The 18,940-nt window shown below is 52.3% G+C and carries 23 protein-coding genes and 3 pseudogenes; 21 read left to right on the top strand and 5 right to left on the bottom strand.

All coding sequences use genetic code 11. The features are described from left to right. Nucleotides 1–4 precede the first annotated feature (4 nt). From A7098_RS00730 to A7098_RS00790, 13 genes and pseudogenes are all read left to right on the top strand, one after another. Nucleotides 5–430 carry a DNZ54_00345 family protein gene (locus tag A7098_RS00730; protein ID WP_105280164.1) on the top strand — a complete coding sequence of 142 codons (426 nt, stop codon included), beginning with the start codon at nucleotides 5–7 and terminating at the stop codon, nucleotides 428–430. After that, nucleotides 418–843 (top strand): Rz-like lysis system protein LysB, encoded by a 426-nt coding sequence (gene lysB, locus A7098_RS00735; RefSeq protein WP_105280165.1) that lies wholly within the window; start codon nucleotides 418–420, stop codon nucleotides 841–843. The genes A7098_RS00730 and lysB overlap by 13 nt, the downstream gene beginning before the upstream one ends. Continuing rightward, on the top strand, nucleotides 743–988 hold the full coding sequence (lysC, locus tag A7098_RS24070) for an Rz1-like lysis system protein LysC (RefSeq protein ID WP_301005531.1): 246 nt from the start codon (nucleotides 743–745) through the stop codon (nucleotides 986–988). Before lysB ends, lysC begins: the two co-directional genes overlap by 101 nt. After that, the gene (locus A7098_RS00745) at nucleotides 951–1,418 is read left to right on the top strand and encodes a phage tail protein (protein ID WP_100733662.1); all 468 of its coding nucleotides are present in this window, start codon (nucleotides 951–953) and stop codon (nucleotides 1,416–1,418) included. Before lysC ends, A7098_RS00745 begins: the two co-directional genes overlap by 38 nt. Continuing rightward, nucleotides 1,411–1,863 (top strand): phage virion morphogenesis protein, encoded by a 453-nt coding sequence (locus A7098_RS00750; RefSeq protein ID WP_001001780.1) that lies wholly within the window; start codon nucleotides 1,411–1,413, stop codon nucleotides 1,861–1,863. The genes A7098_RS00745 and A7098_RS00750 overlap by 8 nt, the downstream gene beginning before the upstream one ends. A 66-nt stretch (nucleotides 1,864–1,929) precedes the next feature. After that, nucleotides 1,930–2,571 carry a phage baseplate assembly protein V gene (locus A7098_RS00755; protein WP_096879917.1) on the top strand — a complete coding sequence of 214 codons (642 nt, stop codon included), beginning with the start codon at nucleotides 1,930–1,932 and terminating at the stop codon, nucleotides 2,569–2,571. Then, complete coding sequence (locus A7098_RS00760; protein ID WP_105280167.1) at nucleotides 2,568–2,915, top strand: GPW/gp25 family protein; 348 nt, start codon at nucleotides 2,568–2,570, stop codon at nucleotides 2,913–2,915. The genes A7098_RS00755 and A7098_RS00760 overlap by 4 nt, the downstream gene beginning before the upstream one ends. Before the next feature lie 4 nt (nucleotides 2,916–2,919). Continuing rightward, complete coding sequence (locus A7098_RS00765) at nucleotides 2,920–3,828, top strand: baseplate assembly protein (protein WP_087903411.1); 909 nt, start codon at nucleotides 2,920–2,922, stop codon at nucleotides 3,826–3,828. Then, entirely contained in the window at nucleotides 3,821–4,351 is a 531-nt protein-coding gene (locus A7098_RS00770) for a phage tail protein I (protein WP_001285323.1), read from the top strand. Before A7098_RS00765 ends, A7098_RS00770 begins: the two co-directional genes overlap by 8 nt. A 10-nt stretch (nucleotides 4,352–4,361) precedes the next feature. Further along, nucleotides 4,362–6,983: a phage tail protein gene (locus A7098_RS00775; protein ID WP_105280168.1), complete on the top strand. Its 2,622-nt coding sequence runs from the start codon at nucleotides 4,362–4,364 to the stop codon at nucleotides 6,981–6,983. Further along, nucleotides 6,983–7,561, top strand: coding sequence for a tail fiber assembly protein (locus A7098_RS00780; protein WP_105280169.1), 579 nt, complete (start codon nucleotides 6,983–6,985; stop codon nucleotides 7,559–7,561). Before A7098_RS00775 ends, A7098_RS00780 begins: the two co-directional genes overlap by 1 nt. Nucleotides 7,562–7,686: 125 nt before the next feature. After that, nucleotides 7,687–7,821: pseudogene (locus A7098_RS00785) on the top strand (IS3 family transposase); the annotation flags it as partial. A 68-nt stretch (nucleotides 7,822–7,889) separates the two neighbouring features. Then, on the top strand, nucleotides 7,890–8,969 hold the full coding sequence (locus A7098_RS00790; RefSeq protein ID WP_001516654.1) for a hypothetical protein: 1,080 nt from the start codon (nucleotides 7,890–7,892) through the stop codon (nucleotides 8,967–8,969). 188 nt (nucleotides 8,970–9,157) lie between these two features. Here A7098_RS00790 and A7098_RS23815 read toward each other — a convergent pair whose 3' ends face one another. Beyond that, entirely contained in the window at nucleotides 9,158–9,325 is a 168-nt protein-coding gene (locus A7098_RS23815; RefSeq protein WP_157917063.1) for a hypothetical protein, read from the bottom strand. A gap of 78 nt (nucleotides 9,326–9,403) precedes the next feature. Here A7098_RS23815 and A7098_RS00795 point away from each other — a divergent pair, with 78 nt between their 5' ends. The 8 genes from A7098_RS00795 (at nucleotide 9,404) to ogrK (ending at nucleotide 16,006) form a co-directional block, all read left to right on the top strand. Then, nucleotides 9,404–10,594, top strand: coding sequence for a phage tail sheath protein (locus A7098_RS00795; protein WP_105280170.1), 1,191 nt, complete (start codon nucleotides 9,404–9,406; stop codon nucleotides 10,592–10,594). A gap of 12 nt (nucleotides 10,595–10,606) precedes the next feature. Then, entirely contained in the window at nucleotides 10,607–11,125 is a 519-nt protein-coding gene (locus tag A7098_RS00800) for a phage major tail tube protein (RefSeq protein WP_001251408.1), read from the top strand. Between the two features lie 56 nt (nucleotides 11,126–11,181). Further along, on the top strand, nucleotides 11,182–11,457 hold the full coding sequence (locus tag A7098_RS00805) for a phage tail assembly protein (RefSeq protein ID WP_001031303.1): 276 nt from the start codon (nucleotides 11,182–11,184) through the stop codon (nucleotides 11,455–11,457). 32 nt (nucleotides 11,458–11,489) lie between these two features. Beyond that, a complete protein-coding gene (locus A7098_RS00810; RefSeq protein WP_000785970.1) occupies nucleotides 11,490–11,609 on the top strand; it encodes a GpE family phage tail protein in 120 nt (39 codons plus the stop codon). Then, the gene (locus A7098_RS00815) at nucleotides 11,602–14,049 is read left to right on the top strand and encodes a phage tail tape measure protein (RefSeq protein ID WP_105280171.1); all 2,448 of its coding nucleotides are present in this window, start codon (nucleotides 11,602–11,604) and stop codon (nucleotides 14,047–14,049) included. Before A7098_RS00810 ends, A7098_RS00815 begins: the two co-directional genes overlap by 8 nt. Nucleotides 14,050–14,063: 14 nt before the next feature. Continuing rightward, nucleotides 14,064–14,543 (top strand): phage tail protein, encoded by a 480-nt coding sequence (locus tag A7098_RS00820; protein ID WP_000978903.1) that lies wholly within the window; start codon nucleotides 14,064–14,066, stop codon nucleotides 14,541–14,543. Beyond that, nucleotides 14,543–15,706, top strand: a complete 1,164-nt coding sequence (locus tag A7098_RS00825) for a phage late control D family protein (protein WP_105280172.1) — start codon at nucleotides 14,543–14,545, stop codon at nucleotides 15,704–15,706. The genes A7098_RS00820 and A7098_RS00825 overlap by 1 nt, the downstream gene beginning before the upstream one ends. Before the next feature lie 81 nt (nucleotides 15,707–15,787). After that, nucleotides 15,788–16,006 carry a prophage transcriptional regulator OgrK gene (gene ogrK, locus A7098_RS00830; RefSeq protein WP_000468308.1) on the top strand — a complete coding sequence of 73 codons (219 nt, stop codon included), beginning with the start codon at nucleotides 15,788–15,790 and terminating at the stop codon, nucleotides 16,004–16,006. Nucleotides 16,007–16,278: 272 nt separating this feature from the next. On the opposite strand, the gene yegQ is transcribed toward ogrK, so the two are convergent. The 4 genes and pseudogenes from yegQ to A7098_RS00850 form a co-directional block, all read right to left on the bottom strand. Then, nucleotides 16,279–17,640 (bottom strand): tRNA 5-hydroxyuridine modification protein YegQ, encoded by a 1,362-nt coding sequence (yegQ, locus tag A7098_RS00835; RefSeq protein ID WP_000476029.1) that lies wholly within the window; start codon nucleotides 17,638–17,640, stop codon nucleotides 16,279–16,281. Nucleotides 17,641–17,742: 102 nt separating this feature from the next. Further along, nucleotides 17,743–17,991, bottom strand: a pseudogene (locus A7098_RS00840) (type II toxin-antitoxin system RelE/ParE family toxin). Nucleotides 17,992–18,040: 49 nt separating this feature from the next. Further along, nucleotides 18,041–18,338 (bottom strand): annotated as a pseudogene (locus tag A7098_RS00845) (type II toxin-antitoxin system ParD family antitoxin). Between the two features lie 209 nt (nucleotides 18,339–18,547). Continuing rightward, on the bottom strand, nucleotides 18,548–18,880 hold the full coding sequence (locus A7098_RS00850; RefSeq protein ID WP_000929406.1) for a YegP family protein: 333 nt from the start codon (nucleotides 18,878–18,880) through the stop codon (nucleotides 18,548–18,550). Between the last annotated feature and the right edge of the window lie 60 nt (nucleotides 18,881–18,940).

An 18,940-nucleotide genomic window follows, 5' to 3' on the forward strand; every position in this document is an offset into this window, starting at 1 on the left:
CACCATGAAGAAATTATTCCTTTCACTGATGCTGAACGTGTCGCTGGCGCTGATGCTGGCACTGTCCCTGATTTACCCGCAGAGCGTGGCCGTCAGTTTTGTCGCCACCTGGGCGATTCTGGCGACGGTTATCTGTGTGGTTGCCGGTGGTGTCGGCGTGTATGCCACGGAGTATGTACTGGAACGCTACGGGCGGGCGCTGCCACCGGAATCGCTGGCCGTGAAGATTGTCACGTCGCTGTTTTTGCAGCCGGTGCCGTGGTGCAGACGGGCGGCGGCTCTGGTGGTGATGGTGGCGACGTTTATCTCGCTGGTCGCTGCCGGGTGGATTTTTACCGCGTTGATTTACTTCGTGGCGTCGGTGTTCTTCCGGCTGATACGTACGGCCTGCCGTCAGCGTTTTGAGGGGCGGGAATCATGTCAAAGCTGATGATTGTGCTGGTTGTGTTGTTATCACTGGCGGTGGCCGGTCTGTTTCTGGCGAAGCATGAAAACGCCAGCCTGCGCGCCTCGCTGGACAGGGCGAACAACGTCGCCAGCGGTCAGCAGACGACCATCACCATGCTGAAAAATCAGCTTCATGTTGCGTTCACCAGGGCAGACAAAAACGAGCTGGCGCAGGTGGCACTGCGTCAGGAACTGGAGAACGCCGCGAAGCGTGAAGTACAGCGCGAGAAAACCATCACGAGGTTACTCAATGAAAACGAAGATTTTCGCCGCTGGTACGGCACTGGCCTGCCTGATGCTGTGCGCCGGTTGCACCAGCGCCCGGCCTGCACCGACGCCAGTGATTGTCCACAACGCCTGCCCGAAAGTGAGTCTTTGCCCGATGCCGGGCAGTGACCCGCAGAAGAACGGTGATTTAAGTGCCGATATCCGGCAGCTTGAGAACGCGCTGGCACGCTGTGCCAGCCAGGTAAAAATGATTAAACACTGTCAGGACGAAAACGATGCTCAAACCCGACAGCCTGCGCAGGGCGTTGACTGATGCCGTCACGGTACTGAAAACCAGTCCCGAGATGCTGCGGATATTCGTTGATAACGGGAGTATTGCCTCCACACTGGCGACGTCGCTGTCGTTCGAAAAGCGTTACACGCTCAATGTCATTGTGACCGACTTTACCGGTGATTTTGACCTGCTCATTGTGCCGGTGCTGGCGTGGCTGCGGGAAAATCAGCCCGACATCATGACCACCGACGAAGGCCAGAAAAAGGGCTTCACGTTTTATGCAGACATCAACAATGACAGCAGCTTTGATATCAGCATCAGCCTGATGCTGACCGAGCGCACGCTGGTCAGAGAGGTGGACGGCGCGCTGCATGTGAAGAATATCCCGGAACCTCCGCCGCCAGAACCGGTCACCCGCCCGATGGAGCTTTATATCAATGGCGAACTGGTGAGCAAGTGGGATGAATGAGTTTAAGCGTTTTGAAGACCGGCTGACCGGACTGATTGAATCGCTGTCACCGTCAGGGCGTCGGCGACTGAGTGCCGAACTGGCGAAACGCCTGCGGCAGAGTCAGCAGCGTCGGGTGATGGCACAGAAAGCTCCGGACGGCACACCCTACGCGCCACGCCAGCAGCAGAGCGCCAGAAAAAAGACTGGTCGTGTTAAGCGAAAAATGTTTGCGAAACTTATCACCAGTCGTTTTTTGCATATCCGCGCCAGCCCGGAACAGGCATCAATGGAATTTTACGGCGGGAAGTCACCGAAAATAGCCAGCGTGCATCAGTTCGGTCTGTCGGAAGAAAACCGGAAAGACGGTAAGAAAATTGATTATCCGGCTCGTCCTCTGCTCGGCTTTACCGGTGAGGATGTGCAGATGATTGAAGAGATTATTCTGGCTCACCTCGACCGTTAGTTGTGCCATTCCCGACACCTCATCGTCACATTGCCGCCGGTATGACCCGGCGGCATCCTTCCCGTTATGAACACTCTCGCAAATATTCAGGAACTCGCGCGCGCACTGCGCAACATGATCCGCACCGGCATTATCGTCGAAACCGACCTTAACGCCGGTCGCTGCCGTGTGCAGACCGGCGGCATGTGCACTGACTGGCTTCAGTGGCTGACCCATCGCGCCGGGCGTTCGCGCACATGGTGGGCACCTTCCGTGGGGGAACAGGTGCTGATTCTGGCCGTGGGCGGTGAACTCGACACGGCGTTCGTTCTGCCGGGGATTTATTCCGGCGATAACCCCGCGCCGTCTGCGTCGGCGGATGCCCTGCATATCCGTTTCCCTGACGGGGCGGTGATTGAATATGAACCCGAAACCAGTGCACTTACGGTAAGCGGAATTAAAACGGCCAGCGTGACGGCTTCTGATTCTGTTACTGCCACGGTGCCGGTGGTCACGGTGAAAGCATCAACCCGCGTCACCCTGGACACACCGGAAGTGGTCTGCACTAACAAGCTGACTACCGGCACGCTGGAAGTGCAGAAGGGCGGGAAGATGCACGGCAACATCGAGCATACCGACGGGAAATTCACGTCTAACGGCGTTCAGGTGGATGACCACGGTCACGGTGGTGTTAAGTCAGGAGACAACTGGACACAGGGGACAAAATGACAGCACGTTATCTCGGAATGAATCGCAGTGATGGCCAGACTGTCACTGACCTTGAGCATATCAGCCAGAGTATCGGCGATATCCTGCGCACGCCGGTCGGCTCACGGGTGATGCGTCGTGATTACGGCTCGTTGCTGGCGTCAATGATTGACCAGCCGCAGACCCCGGCGCTTGAGTTGCAGATTAAGGTCGCCTGTTACATGGCGGTGCTGAAATGGGAACCCCGCGTCACCCTGGCATCCGTCACCACGGCGCGCAGCTTTGACGGGCGAATGACGGTCACGTTAACCGGCCAGCATAACGACACCGGCCAGCCACTTTCGTTAACCATCCCTGTGAGTTGAAACCATGCCGATTATCGACCTGAACCAGCTACCCGCACCGGATGTGGTTGAGGAGCTGGACTTTGAAACCATTCTTGCCGAACGCAAGGCGACACTGATTTCCCTTTACCCGGAAGACCAGCAGGAGGCGGTCGCCCGTACCCTGACGCTGGAATCCGAGCCTCTCGTCAAACTGCTGGAGGAAAATGCTTATCGCGAGCTTATCTGGCGTCAGCGTGTGAATGAGGCCGCACGGGCGGTGATGCTGGCCTGTGCCGCCGGTAATGACCTTGATGTGATTGGTGCCAATTACAACACCACGCGCCTGATTATCACCCCGGCAGATGATTCGACTATCCCGCCGACACCGGCAGTGATGGAGTCTGACACCGATTATCGTCTGCGTATTCAGCAGGCGTTTGAGGGCTTAAGCGTCGCCGGGTCGGTGGGTGCCTATCAGTATCATGGCCGCAGTGCCGACGGGCGTGTCGCGGATATCTCTGTCACCAGTCCGTCTCCGGCCTGCGTCACCATCTCTGTGCTGTCACGTGAAAATAACGGTGTCGCATCCGAAGACCTGCTGGCGGTGGTGCGTAACGCTCTTAATGGCGAGGACGTCAGGCCGGTGGCCGACCGCGTGACCGTGCAGTCTGCCGCCATCGTTGAATACCAGATAAACGCCACGCTTTACCTTTACCCTGGTCCCGAAAGCGAACCCATTCGCGCTGCTGCTGTGAAAAAACTGGAAGCGTATATCACGGCACAGCACCGGCTGGGGCGTGACATCCGTCTGTCTGCCATTTATGCCGCTTTGCATGTGGAAGGCGTGCAGCGTGTCGAACTGACTGCTCCGCTGGCCGACATCGTGCTCAACAGTACGCAGGCGTCTTTCTGTACCGAATACAACGTCGTGACCGGAGGCTCGGATGAGTGATTCGCGACTGCTGCCGACCGGCTCATCACCGCTTGAGGTCGCCGCCGCAAAAGCCTGTGCGGAAATTGAAAAAACGCCGGTCAGTATTCGTGAGCTGTGGAATCCGGACACCTGCCCGGCAAATCTGCTGCCGTGGCTGGCGTGGGCGTTTTCGGTCGACAGGTGGGATGAAAAGTGGCCGGAAGCGACAAAACGCGCCGTTATCCGCGATGCCTATTTCATTCACTGTCATAAGGGCACTATAGGCGCAATCCGACGCGTGGTGGAGCCGCTCGGCTATCTCATTAACGTAAAGGAATGGTGGGAGACAAACGACCCGCCCGGCACTTTCCGGCTTGATATCGGCGTACTGGAAAGCGGTATCACAGAGGAAATGTATCTGGAAATGGAACGGCTGATTGCCGATGCCAAACCCGCAAGTCGCCACCTTATCGGTCTGAACATTATCCAGGACATTCCCGGCTATCTGTATACAGGCGGTGTGGTCTGTGATGGTGATGTTATTACTGTTTATCCCGGATAAGTGAGAAACAATGAGCACGAAATTTAAAACCGTTATCACTACTGCCGGAGCCGCAAAGCTGGCTGCCGCCACTGTCCCCGGCGGGAAAAAAGTAACCCTGTCTGCAATGGCCGTGGGTGACGGAAATGGCAAATTGCCGGTGCCGGATGCCGGTCAGACGAAGCTGGTGCATGAGGTCTGGCGTCACGCTCTGAATAAAGTCAGCGTGGATAATAAGAATAAAAACTATATCGTGGCTGAACTGGTTGTACCGCCCGAAGTGGGCGGTTTCTGGATGCGTGAGCTTGGTCTGTATGACGATGTCGGAACACTGATTGCGGTCGCTAACATGGCAGAAAGCTATAAGCCTGAACTGGCTGAAGGCTCCGGACGTGCGCAGACCTGCCGCATGGTCATTATTGTCAGTAACGTGGCGTCCGTTGAGCTGAGTATTGATGCCAGCACAGTGATGGCGACACAGGATTACGTCGATGACAAAATCGCAGAGCATGAGCAGTCCCGCCGCCATCCTGACGCCACGCTGACAGAAAAAGGTTTTACCCAGTTAAGCAGTGCAACAAACAGCACCAGTGAAAAGCTGGCAGCAACGCCAAAGGCAGTAAAAGCAGCCTATGACAATGCTGAGAAACGTCTGCAGAAAGACCAGAACGGTGGTGATATTCCAGATAAGGGCGCTTTTCTGGACAATGTTGGCGTTACCAGCCTGACGTTTATGAAACACAATGGAATGATTCCAACCACTGACAATCTTGACTCCTATGGCCCAGAAGAAAAATATCTTGGAACGTGGTCATGCCCGTCACAATCCACTGCAAAACCAGAGTCTGGTTACCCTGAAGATAAAGGCAATGGGGTTCTGGAAGTATTCAATGCTGGTCGCTTTCACTGCACACAACGCTACACTACCCGAACCGGTAATATTTACATTCGGATGCTTGATGCAGAATGGAACCCTGTCAGTCCTGTATGGAGTGCATGGAGAGTTATTACAAGCGGGACTCGCCCATTAAGCACGCCAATTGACCTGAATTCTTTAGGTGGTGCGGAACACCTGGGAATATGGCGCAATAGCAGTACATCAATAGCCTCATTTGACCGTCATTTCCCGGAGGAAGGGAGTTTTGGGCAGGGTATTCTGGAAGTCTTTGAAGGCGGTCTGTATGGGAGGATGCAACGTTACACCACCCGTAGTGGGACTATGTACATTCGTGGACTGACTGCCTCATGGGATGCAGAAAATCCACAATGGGAGGACTGGATTGCTGTTGGGTATCAGTCCACGGGATGGACTTATTCAGGGGATCTTGATGACCTTTTAAAGCCTGGTATTTATAGCGTTACGAAACAGGCCACAAATGCACCTGTCACCGACTCTAAAGATCTTGCTGTTGGCTCAATAGTTGAAGTGAAAAAACGTTGTGATATTGAATCGTATATCCAGACATACACGACTGTTTCAGCAACGGATGCCTATAAAAACCGGACATTTCAGCGAACCCGCGCCAGCGGTGAAACTGACTGGGGGGAATGGGCGGAAGTATACAACTCAAAATCATTACTCACTAAATTAGGTGTCGGCGGTGTTACCGACAGGTTATCCAGTCTGGACTGGCAGACCTACGACTTTATACCGGGCAGCATGATAACTGTCAGGCTTTCAGATATGACCAATATTCCCGATGGGATGGAATGGGGCGTCATTGATACTAACCTGATAAATATCACTGTTGGCCCCAGTGAAGGCGGAGGTGTCGCCCGTTCAATGCAGGTATGGCGCAGCACTTCAAACAAAACCAACTATCGTTTTTTTACAGTCCGCTTATATGGAAATCCTGGGGAGCGTAGCTTCAATATTCGTCGGCTACCAATTATCGACGAAGCCCAGACATGGGAGGCAAAACAGACATTCAGTGCAGGCCTTTCTGGTGAACTGTCCGGCAATGCGGCTACAGCAACAAAGCTGAAAACGGCAAGGACAATTAACGGCGTAAAATTTGACGGCTCGGCAAATATTGAAGCATTTCCGCCTGGTGTTCCGCTGCCGTGGCCATCAGATACACCACCTGCGGGCTATGCAATTATGCAGGGGCAGACGTTTGATAAGGCAGCATATCCGAAACTGGCTATAGCCTATCCTTCTGGTGTTATTCCAGATATGCGCGGCTGGACAATCAAGGGCAAACCCGCCAGTGGGCGTGCCGTATTGTCACAGGAACAGGACGGGATTAAATCGCATACTCACAGCGCCAGTGCGTCAAATACGGACTTAGGAACGAAAACGACCAGTTCATTTGATTACGGCACGAAGACGGTCAGTACATTTAACCACGGCACAAAATCAACGAACAGTACGGGCAATCATACGCACACTGTCGGTGGTGTTTATGGCGGCGACTCTGTCGGTGGAAAACAGCGTGTACAGGCTTCAGGAAACAATCAGGTGTCCAGCACCGCCGGAGCGCACGCCCATACGGTGGATATTGGTCAGCATAACCACACTGTAGGTATTGGTGCCCATGCACACACTGTGGCCCTGGGTGCGCACGGACACACCATCACGGTAAATGCTACGGGTAATACCGAAAACACCGTCAAAAACATCGCATTTAACTATATTGTGAGGCTTGCATAATGGCTTTCAGAATGAGTGCAGAAGCACAAACTATCCGCGTTTTCAATTTACTTGATGGAACCAATGAATTTATTGGTGAAAGTGACGCATATATTCCGCCGCATACAGGTCTGCCTGCAAACAGTACAGATATTGCACCGCCTGATATTCCGGCGGGTTTTGCTGCCGTTTTCAATGCAGCTGAAATGAAATGGGAACTGATGGAAGACCATCGCGGAAAGACCGTCTACGAAACGAAAACGGGAGCAGCCATTTATATTTCTGAACTTGGCGCATTACCTCCAGACGTGACAGCCATTTCCCCGGATGGGGATTATCAGAAATGGAACGGAAATGCGTGGGTGAATGATGAGAATGCAGAGCGTGATGCGCTTGTCAGAGCGGCTGACTCTCAGAAGAAAGAGCTGATTGCATATGCAGGTGAAATTATTGCCACGCTGCAGGATGCTGTCGATTTAGATATGGCTACCGAGGAAGAAAAGTTAAGCCTGACACACTGGAAAAAATACCGTGTGCTACTGAATCGCGTTCAGCCGGAAAATGCTCCGGATATAGAATGGCCAGAAATGCCGCAATAAATCGTATTAGCTCTGGTGTGAGATTACTCATCTATGGCACAGAGTAAAACCTAATCTGACTGTCCGCTCTGTGCTAGGAGCGGACGTGATGCATATCTGTCACCAAATTTAATGTGCCACTACAAACAGAGTATATAGTTGAATATTATAGTGCACCCCGGCCTCATGAATATAACGGTGGATTACCGCCGAACGAGTCGGAAAATAGATACTGGAAAAACTCTAAAATCGAGGCCAGTTTTTGTTGTTCTCTACAATAATAATCGGATTTTCCCATGACAAGTTTAATAGTATTTAGGTGCCTGAAGTGAAGTTGAAGAAGCTATTGATGAAAGTTGTGAAAGTGGTAAAGGAGCAGGTTCTAAGTACCGTTATTTCGGGAATAATAGGCATAGCGGCTACAGTAGGGCTTTTCCATTTCACTTCACAGCCAATACGATCTGCTGATGTTCGCGAAAAATTAGTTGAAATGGCTCGGGAGTGCATCCAGCAGCAGCTTGCCACACATTTGGACTCAGTGGCGTTTGACTCAGTGGCTAGCGAGTCTCTCGATCTAAGCACCTCAAACTCCGTTGTAGTCTACGGAAGAGCTGTGAGCACAAATGGTGCCCTTAGCCGTTTCCTGATGGTCTTCGAGCCCTCTGGACAGAGTTTGATAGATAAGGTGGTTGGCAGACCTGGATTCTACGATATTGGGTATTGGGCAATCATCCCAGACGCAGGGGACGACGAGGTTGTGGCTTCTTCAGTAAACATTGAAGACCTCGACAAAGATGGTAACAAGGACATACTAGTCCGCTTAAAGTCAACTTACGCGGATGGTGTATCCAAAGGGCTTCTTATACTTAAAAAGGATATCCATGATGTATGGCATTTGATGGGGCTTCCATCAATGACAGAGATCATGCATTCCATTGCTGCAGGTCAGCCTCCCCAGCCGGAAGGTCTTCACCTTCCACTTCCGGCAATACAATGGTTTAGTAATGACGAAAAACTCAAACCAAAGTCTGATATCAAACAATATCTTAATTGGGAAATTGACGAAGATAACTTGCAGGTCGCTGATTCCACTGGAAATCATTCTTTTTGGATGTTCAGAAACGGCACCAAGATAAAAATGTTCGAGAATGGACAAGCCGGCTACAAGCACTTTGGTGTACTGGTCAACATCAATGATGAAGAGGCGATACAGGGAAGGCATCATCTCATGGTCAGCTTTTTCAAGATAGAGAATAATAGTTTGGTTCCTGATCCGAATTGGAACTGGGCCTATCCCATGTTCTCTATCGGATTAGAGGATAGCCAAGAAGTTGAATTGAGTGACATGCAGGAAGCGGGCTTACAAGCTCATGTTTCTGGTAGCTCCGTTTTCGGCCTGACAGAGTTTGGGAAAATGGACTCAGATTAATATTCGCTAACCTTACCAACGAAGAGCAGGTCACAGGTATGGCCTAATTATGTTTTCAGAGGAGTCAGGGCTCAAGAATGCCCCCAGATAAGCCGTAAATCCTGTAGCGCAAAATCGTCTCAGATGACGCAGAGATATTAAAAACGCCTCAACCTGTTCATCAATTAATTGATAGGTTGAACTGTTAGTTAAACTTTCACCAGCAGAAAGGTATGAACTTTTTCGACTCGCTCAAAGCTGGCTGTCAGAGCTGATAGCGTTTTGGCTACGTAAATTGTCAGTTGGAAACTGAGCGAGTACAAATCAAGACTGGCGGGCTGATTGCCCGCCTTTTCTTTATCTGTTGTTTCATCCACTGACCAGTCAGGTCAAATAGCGTCTCATGCACTGCCCAACAGAAAATAGTTGCACCCATTAACCACGGAGTTAAACGGATGAGTGACTATCATCACGGCGTGCAGGTGCTGGAGATTAACGACGGCACCCGCGTCATTTCCACCGTATCCACCGCCATTGTTGGCATGGTCTGCACGGCCAGCGATGCGGATGCGGAAATCTTCCCCCTCAATAAACCGGTGCTGATTACCAATGTGCAGAGCGCAATTGCAAAGGCCGGTAAAAAAGGCACGCTGGCGGCGTCGTTGCAGGCTATCGCCGACCAGTCAAAACCGGTCACTGTTGTCGTGCGCGTGGAAGACGGAACCGGCGACGACGAAGAAACGAAACTCGCGCAGACCGTTTCCAATATCATCGGCACCACCGACGAAAATGGTCAGTACACCGGACTGAAAGCCCTGATGGGGGCTGAATCGGTTACCGGCGTTAAACCGCGCATTCTCGGTGTGCCGGGGCTGGACACCAAAGAGGTTGCCGTCGCACTGGCATCGGTATGCCAGGAACTGAATGCATTCGGGTATATCAGCGCATGGGGCTGTAAAACCATTTCCGAGGTGAAAGCCTACCGCCAGAATTTCAGCCAGCGGGAGCTGATGGTCATCTGGCCGGATTTCCTCGCATGGGATACGGTCACCAGTACCACCGCCACCGCGTATGCCACCGCCCGTGCGCTGGGTCTGCGTGCTAAAATCGACCAGGAGCAGGGCTGGCATAAAACGCTGTCCAATGTCGGGGTAAACGGTGTTACCGGCATCAGCGCATCTGTATTCTGGGATTTGCAGAAGTCTGGCACCGATGCTGACCTGCTGAACGAGGCAGGCGTCACAACGCTGGTTCGCCGCGACGGTTTCCGTTTCTGGGGTAACCGTACCTGCTCTGATGACCCGCTGTTCCTCTTTGAAAGCTACACACGCACCGCGCAGGTACTGGCTGACACGATGGCTGAGGCGCACATGTGGGCTATTGATAAGCCTATCACCGCAACGCTGATCCGCGACATCATTGACGGCATCAATGCCAAATTCCGCGAACTGAAAAACAACGGTTATATTGTGGATGGCACATGCTGGTTCAGTGAAGAATCCAACGATGCGGAAACCCTCAAGGCCGGAAAACTGTATATCGACTACGACTATACACCGGTGCCTCCTCTCGAAAACCTGACCCTGCGCCAGCGTATTACTTCAAGATACCTGGCAAGTCTGGTCACCTCGGTTAACAGCAATTAAGGAGCCTGACCGATGGCAATGCCGCGCAAACTCAAGTTAATGAACGTCTTTCTGAACGGCTACAGCTATCAGGGCGTTGCAAAGTCCGTCACGCTGCCAAAACTGACCCGTAAGCTCGAAAACTATCGCGGTGCGGGGATGAACGGCAGCGCACCGGTAGACCTCGGCCTTGATGACGATGCGCTGTCAATGGAGTGGTCGCTCGGGGGCTTCCCTGATTCGGTTATCTGGGAGCTTTACGCCGCAACCGGCGTGGATGCCGTACCGATTCGTTTTGCTGGCTCTTACCAGCGCGACGATACCGGTGAAACGGTGGCCGTCGAAGTGGTCATGCGTGGCCGTCAGAAAGAAATCGACACCGGCGAGGGTAAACAGGGAGAAGACACCGAGTCGAAAATCTCCGTGGTCTGCACCTATTTCCGGCTGACGATGGACGGTAAGGAGCTGGTCGAAATCGACACCATCAACATGATTGAGAAGGTGAACGGCGTCGACCGGCTGGAGCAACACCGCCGCAATATCGGCCTGTGATTTTCATCCGGTCAGCCAGGCTGACCGGTTAACCCTGATTCAGAAGTGAGAAAACCATGAACAAAGAAAATGTGATTACCCTGGACAACCCGGTCAAGCGTGGTGAGCAGGTTATCGAACAGGTCACGCTGATGAAACCCAATGCCGGGACGCTGCGCGGTGTCAGTCTGGCTGCGGTCGCAAACTCCGAAGTCGATGCACTGATTAAAGTGCTGCCGCGCATGACGGCACCGATGCTGACTGAGCAGGAGGTCGCCGCGCTGGAGCTGCCTGACCTTGTGGCGCTGGCCGGTAAGGTGGTCGGTTTTTTGTCGCCGAACTCGGTGCAGTAACGTTTCCGAAAAATCTCTCGGTCGATGACCTGATGGCGGATGTGGCAGTGATATTTCACTGGCCGCCATCAGAACTGTATCCCATGAGCCTGACCGAACTCATCACATGGCGCGAAAAGGCGCTCCGGCGAAGCGGAAACACGAATGAGTAACAATGTAAAATTACAGGTATTGCTCAGGGCTGTTGACCAGGCATCCCGCCCGTTTAAATCCATCCGCACAGCGAGTAAGTCGCTGTCGGGGGATATCCGGGAAACACAACAATCACTGCGCGAGCTGAACGGTCACGCATCCCGTATTGAGGGATTTCGCAAGACCAGCGCACAGCTCGCCGTGACTGGTCATGCACTTGAAAAGGCACGGCAGGAGGCCGAAGCCCTTGCCACACAGTTTAAAAACACCGAACGTCCGACCCGTGCTCAGGCGAAAGTGCTGGAATCCGCAAAGCGTGCGGCGGAGGACTTACAGGCGAAATATAACCGCCTGACGGATTCCGTTAAACGCCAGCAGCGGGAACTGGCCGCTGTGGGAATTAATACCCGCAATCTTGCACATGATGAGCAGGGACTGAAAAACCGTATCAGTGAAACCACCGCACAACTTAACCGTCAGCGCGACGCGCTGGCGCGTGTCAGTGCGCAACAGGCAAAACTTAACGCAGTAAAACAGCGTTATCAGGCCGGAAAGGAACTGGCCGGAAATATGGCCTCGGTGGGCGCTGCCGGTGTGGGGATTGCGGCGGCGGGAACGATGGCCGGAGTTAAGCTGCTGATGCCCGGTTATGAGTTTGCGCAGAAAAACTCAGAATTGCAGGCCGTGCTAGGAGTGGCAAAAGACTCCGCCGAAATGACCGCACTCCGCAAGCAGGCGCGCCAGCTCGGCGACAATACCGCCGCCTCGGCAGATGATGCAGCCGGTGCACAGATTATCATTGCGAAAGCGGGTGGAGATGCTGCGGCTATTCAGGCGGCAACGCCGGTCACGCTGAATATGGCACTGGCGAATCAGCGGTCGATGGAAGAAAACGCGCAACTGTTGCTGGGGACTAAGGCATCCTTTCAACTGTCAAATGATGATGTCAGCCATGTGGGCGACGTGTTGTCGGCAACGATGAATAAGTCGGCGGCTGATTTTCAGGGACTCAGTGATGCACTGACTTACCTCGGGCCGGTTGCGAGGACGGCAGGTGTAAGTCTTGAGCAGGCAGCAGCCATGACAGGTGTGCTGCATGACAATAACATCAGGGGGTCAATGGCGGGGACGGGTAGCAGTGCCGTTGTCACCCGATTACAGGCACCGACTGGAAAAGCATGGGATGCACTCAAAGAGCTTGGCGTTAAGACCTCGGACAAAAAGGGAAATATGCGTCCGTTGTTCACCATTCTGAAAGAGATTCAGGCCAGCTTTGATAAACACAAGCTGGGAACGTCTCAGAAGGGGGAATACCTTAAAACCATTTTTGGTGAGGAAGCCCTGAAATCAGCGAACGTTTTACTGGCAGCGGCAGCAAGCGGAAAACTGGATAAGCTGACCGCCACGCTGAAAGCCTCGGACGGTAAAACGGAAGAGCTGGTTAAAATCATGCAGGATAACCTCGGCGGTGACTTTAAGGAGTTTCAGTCCGCTTATGAGGCGGTGGGGACAGACCTGTTTGACCAGCAGGAAGGCGCACTGCGTAAGCTCACTCAGACGGCCACAAAGTATGTGTTAAAACTCGACGGCTGGATCCAGAAAAACAAATCACTGGCGTCAACCATCGGCCTCATTGTCGGTGGCGCGCTGGCGCTTACTGGCATCATCGGTGCCATTGGTCTTGTAGCCTGGCCGGTTATCACCGGCATTAATGCCATCATCGCGGCAGCAGGCGCAATGGGGGCAATCTTCACGACGGTTGGCAGTGCTGTTATGACGGCCATCGGGGCGATTAGCTGGCCGGTTGTGGCTGTGGTGGCCGCCATTGTCGCCGGGGCGTTACTTATCCGTAAATACTGGGAGCCTGTCAGCGCATTCTTTGGCGGTGTGGTTGAAGGGCTGAAAGCTGCATTTGCGCCGGTGGGGGAACTGTTCACGCCACTTAAGCCGCTGTTTGACTGGCTGGGTGAAAAGTTACAGGCCGCGTGGCAGTGGTTTAAAAACCTGATTGCCCCGGTCAAAGCCACCCAGGACACCCTGAACCGTTGCCGTGACACGGGCGTCATGTTCGGGCAGGCACTGGCTGACGCGCTGATGCTGCCGCTTAATGCGTTCAACAAACTGCGCAGTGGTATTGACTGGGTACTGGAAAAACTCGGTGTTATCAACAAAGAGTCAGACACACTTGACCAGACCGCCGCCAGAACTCAAGCCGCCACGTATGGCAGCGGTGGTTATATTCCGGCGACCAGCTCTTATGTAGGTTATCAGGCTTATCAGCCGGTCACGGCACCGGCTGGCCGCTCTTATGTAGACCAGAGTAAAAACGAATATCACATCAGCCTGACGGGGGGTACTGCGCCGGGGACACAGCTTGACCGCCAGTTACAGGATGCGCTCGAAAAATACGAGCGGGATAAACGTGCGCGCGCCCGTGCCAGCATGATGCATGACGGTTAAGGAGGTGACGAAAAATGATGCTCGCGTTAGGTATGTTTGTTTTTATGCGCCAGACGCTGCCACACCAGACCATGCAGCGTGAATCAGATTATCGCTGGCCGTCAAATTCCCGTATCGGTAAACGGGATGCCTACCAGTTTCTCGGTGTGGGTGAGGAAAACATCACGCTTGCCGGTGTGCTTTATCCCGAACTGACCGGCGGAAAGCTGACGATGTCCACGCTCAGGCTGATGGCAGAGGAAGGCCGGGCGTGGCCGTTGCTGGATGGCACCGGCATGATTTACGGTATGTATGTCATCAGCAAGGTGAGTGAAACAGGGAGTATTTTCTTTGCAGACGGCACACCCCGGAAAATTGATTTTACGCTGTCGCTCACCCGCGTTGATGAATCACTGGCCGCGCTTTATGGCGATATCGGTAAACAGGCGGAGTCGCTCATCGGTAAGGCTGGCAGTATGGCGACTAAATTCACGGGTATGACGGGGGCGGGATAATGCTGGATGCGCTGACATTTGATGCAGGCAGTACGCTGACGCCGGATTACATGCTGATGCTCGACAGCAGGGATATTACCGGCAATATCAGCGACCGTCTGATAAGCATGACCCTGACGGATAACCGGGGCTTTGAGGCTGACCAGCTTGATATTGAACTGAACGATGCCGACGGGCAGGTCGGGCTGCCGGTTCGTGGCGCTGTCCTGACGGTGTATATCGGCTGGAAAGGTTTTGCCCTGGTATGCAAAGGGAAATTTACCGTTGATGAGGTTGAACACCGGGGCGCACCGGATGTGGTCACCATCCGCGCACGGAGTGCAGATTTTCGCGGGACGCTCAATTCCCGCCGTGAAGGCTCCTGGCATGACACCACGCTCGGTGCGATTGTTGAGGCAATAGCCTCCCGTAACAAGCTGGAAGCCAGTGTCGCTCCGTCACTGGCCGGAATTAAAATCCCGCACATCGACCAGTCGCAGGAGTCTGATGCGAAATTCCTGACCCGTCTTGCAGAACGCAACGGCGGTGAGGTGTCGGTAAAAATGGGAAAACTGCTGTTTCTCAAAGCGGGGCAGGGGGTGACGGCCAGCGGTAAAAAAATCCCGCAGGTCACCATCACCCGCAGCGACGGTGACCGTCATCATTTTGCGATTGCTGACCGTGGAGCCTACACCGGTGTAACGGCAAAGTGGCTTCACACCAAAGACCCGAAGCCGCAAAAGCAGAAGGTAAAACTGAAACGCAAAAAGAAAGAAAAACACCTGCGCGCACTGGAGCACCCGAAAGCGAAACCAGTCACGCAGAAGAAAGCGCCAAAAGTACCGGAAGCGCGCGAAGGTGAATACATGGCCGGTGAAGCTGACAACGTTTTTGCCCTGACTACGGTATATGCCACGAAAGCGCAGGCCATGCGCGCCGCTCAGGCGAAGTGGGATAAACTGCAACGAGGCGTAGCGGAGTTCTCCATCAGCCTGGCTACCGGTCGGGCAGATATTTACACGGAAACACCGGTTAAAGTGTCAGGCTTTAAGCGCGTCATAGACGAGCAGGACTGGACAATCACTAAGGTGACACATTTTCTGAATAATAGCGGCTTCACGACGTCCTTAGAGCTTGAGGTCAGGCTTTCTGATGTGGAGTACGAAACAGAAGATGATGAGTGATGTTTTTATTTTATCTGTTTGTTTTATAAGGATAAATTAACTAAAATGACATCATCAACAAAACCGGAAGAGGTGCTCGCGATGTTTCATTGTCCTTTATGTCAGCATGCCGCACATGCGCGTACAAGTCGCTATATCACTGACACGACAAAAGAGCGTTATCACCAGTGTCAGAACGTGAATTGCAGCGCCACGTTCATCACTTATGAGTCGGTACAGCGATACATCGTGAAGCCGGGAGAAGTCCACGCCGTAAGACCGCACCCGTTGCCGTCAGGGCAGCAAATTATGTGGATGTAATTACAAACAGGAAGCCCCTCAGTCGAGGGGCTTTTTTGTCGATGTGGTCAATGTGTGGACGTGACCAGAAATAAATCCTTTTATTTCATTGTATTACGCGTAAAAAATAAGCCCGTGTAAGGGAGATTACACAGGCTAAGGAGGTGGTTCCTGGTACAGCTAGCATTTTATGGGTTATGTTTTTCAGCGAAACGGATGATAACCTTAATAAATGCAGCTGTATGTGATCGGTTTCTAAGAATTTTCCATCCGGGAAAAATAATCGAAATTAATCACTTACCGTGCGGGTTACGCGTGGTTTCACCAGAGAAATTACGCATCAGCAGTGCGTAATTGAGCTCAAGATCCTGCGGAACCGGGAGCCACACGGTATAACCATCGCCAGGCGCAACCGGCATCGCTTCACCTTTGGCATTTTCCATATGCTCAAGGGTAAAGTTGATGTTGCCCTGTGGCGTCATCAGTTCAAGGCTGTCGCCAACGGAGAACTTATTTTTCACCGCTACCGCCGCGAGATCGCCTTTGCGCTCACCGGTAAACTCCCCAACAAACTGCTGGCGGTCAGAAACTGAATAACCGTATTCGTAGTTCTGATAATCGTCGTGAGTATGACGACGCAGGAAACCTTCGGTGTAACCACGATGCGCCAGACCTTCCAGAGTTTCCAGCAGGCTGGTATCGAACGGTTTTCCTGCAGCGGCGTCATCGATAGCTTTACGATAAACCTGCGCGGTGCGTGCGCAATAATAGAAAGATTTGGTACGGCCTTCGATTTTCAGCGAATGCACACCCATTTTAGTCAGACGTTCAACGTGGGCGATAGCGCGCAGATCTTTCGAGTTCATGATGTAAGTGCCGTGTTCATCTTCAAACGCGGTCATATACTCGCCCGGGCGCTGGGCTTCTTCAATCATAAACACTTTGTCAGTTGGCGCGCCGATACCCAGCGTCGGTTCGACGTTTTGCACCGGAATCGGCTCGTATTTGTGTACGATGTTGCCGACGTCATCTTCTTTGCCTTCCTGGACGTTGTACTCCCAGCGACAGGCGTTAGTGCAGGTGCCCTGATTCGGATCGCGTTTGTTGATGTAGCCAGAGAGCAGGCAGCGGCCGGAGTAGGCCATGCACAGTGCGCCGTGAACGAAGATTTCGAGCTCCATATCCGGCACCTGATTGCGGATCTCTTCAATCTCTTCCAGTGATAGTTCACGGGAGAGGATCACGCGGGTCAGGCCCATCTGCTGCCAGAATTTTACCGTCGCCCAGTTTACGGCGTTGGCCTGCACCGAGAGATGGATCGGCATTTCAGGGAAGTGCTCACGCACCAGCATAATCAGCCCCGGATCGGACATAATCAGCGCATCCGGCCCCATTTCCACTACCGGTTTCAGGTCACGGATAAAGGTTTTCAGCTTAGCGTTATGCGGCGCAATGTTGACCACGACATAAAACTTTTTCCCCAGCGCATGGGCTTCATTGATGCCGAGCTGAAGATTTTCGTGGTTGAATTCGTTGTTGCGCACACGCAGGGAATAACGCGGTTGTCCCGCATAAACAGCATCTGCGCCATAAGCGAAAGCGTAACGCATATTTTTCAGCGTTCCCGCCGGGGAAAGGAGTTCCGGTTTAAACATAATTCTCTCGTTCTGATGACAGGTCAGAACCGCTTCACCTGATGAAGCGGTTAGGGGAGTGTCCCCACTTTAAGGGCGGGCATTGTAGCGCAATCGGCGGGTTTAGCTCCAGTGTAAATGTCTGGTAGCGTCCTGGTTTTGGTTAAGGATACGAGTGACGATAATTTCCCCTGGTGATTACAGGAAATAAATAACGTGGTGTTCAAAAGGAAGAACAAAAATGCCTTCGCCTAATTCAGGTCTGGGAGTACCAATATTATTGTTACTCAGAATCTGGAGAACGTCTGAAAGATGTTCAACATATTTGTCGGCTTGTGGTTCGCCGAAATGGTGATAACTGTAATACCAGATGCCTTCTCAATCCTCGTTGGCTTTTGGCATGAGCTTAATAATACGCACATTATTTCCTTATCCCTGCTTTCACCTTCCGTAAAAACGCATCCTTTTCCCACGGCTGAGCTTCACCACTATTCAACCCTTCTGCAAGCATGTCACGTAACGCTTGCAGGCGAGACTCTGCTTGTTTTTCTCGAAGCAAGCGCAGTGACTCACGGATCACTTCGCTTTGGGTGCGATAGTCGCCGGATTCAATTAAGGACTCGATAAATTCACGCAACTCATCGCCGAGATCAACCGTCATCGTTCTGGCCATGTTTATGCTCTCTTGTAAGTAAAAATCTTACGTCAGTGTATGTCATAAACCGGATAGCGCCACGAAAAGTATTAGAAGATATTTTGCTATATGAACATGTTCAGGAGGATAAGGATGGGGAGTGTTAAACAAAGAGAGGAGAATGAGTGCTTGCCTGTGCCTACTATTTTAATGGCGCAGATTAATCTTAATCATCAATAAATAAGTGTTTATTAGAAATAAAGCCGGACGCGTTATCCGCGCCCGGCTTAACTATTAAGTATTGTCTTTCACCTTCTGACTTGCGCCATTGGTTTTTACAGAAGCAATTCCGACTTCGCGTGATTGAGCGGTGGCATACATCTGGCTGGAACCGATTATCTGATGATTGCCAGCTTTCAGATTGAAATAAAATTTGCCGTTGCTCGCTGTTTTTTTCTCATAGCGTTCGTCCTGCGGGCTGTTGCTTTGCACCGAGGCAATGCCCTTTTCCGCAGCGGCTTTTGAGGTATACAGTTCGCTGGTGAGAATGATCTCGCCATTGCCCGCTTTTAGCACAAACCGGAACTGATTTTCACTGCTCTTATTGAGTTCAAACCAACCAGCCATAATGACTCCTTGATTGAAATTGCGTATCGAAAACAGTATGTAACGATTTAAGTATGGGTG

Source organism: Escherichia sp. MOD1-EC7011, assembly GCF_002965005.1.
Taxonomy (GTDB): Bacteria; Pseudomonadota; Gammaproteobacteria; order Enterobacterales; family Enterobacteriaceae; genus Escherichia; species Escherichia ruysiae.